This window comes from Lentzea albidocapillata, from assembly GCF_000719115.1.
Classification (GTDB): Bacteria; Actinomycetota; Actinomycetes; order Mycobacteriales; family Pseudonocardiaceae; genus Lentzea; species Lentzea albidocapillata.
On the sequence record NZ_JOEA01000101.1, the window covers coordinates 1 to 283 of the forward strand.

A 283-nucleotide genomic window follows, 5' to 3' on the forward strand; every position below is an offset into this window, starting at 1 on the left:
CTTGCCCTGCAACGAGGACAGCAGCCCGGACTGACCGCGGAACGCGTCGGCCGAAGCCTCCGCCGCGAACACCTCCCGGTCGTTCAGCCCCACCTGGACCCGCCGCGCGTGGTCGACCAGCGACGTCGCGGCGGCGTCGGAGTAGACCGGTACCCCTGGCACGGCAAGAGAAAGGCACACCACGACCGCTGCGGCCACGGCCCGGATGGCCACGGGACGCCTTCCGGCGGCGACAGAACCGAGGCGCTGCACCGAAACCGCCGCGACGAACACGATCCCGGCG

General features: G+C 72.4%; 1 pseudogene. It reads right to left on the reverse strand.

Features of this window, described 5'->3' with window-relative positions:
* Positions 1-213: pseudogene (locus IG04_RS0142015) on the reverse strand (sulfatase); the annotation flags it as partial.
* Between the last annotated feature and the right edge of the window lie 70 nt (positions 214-283).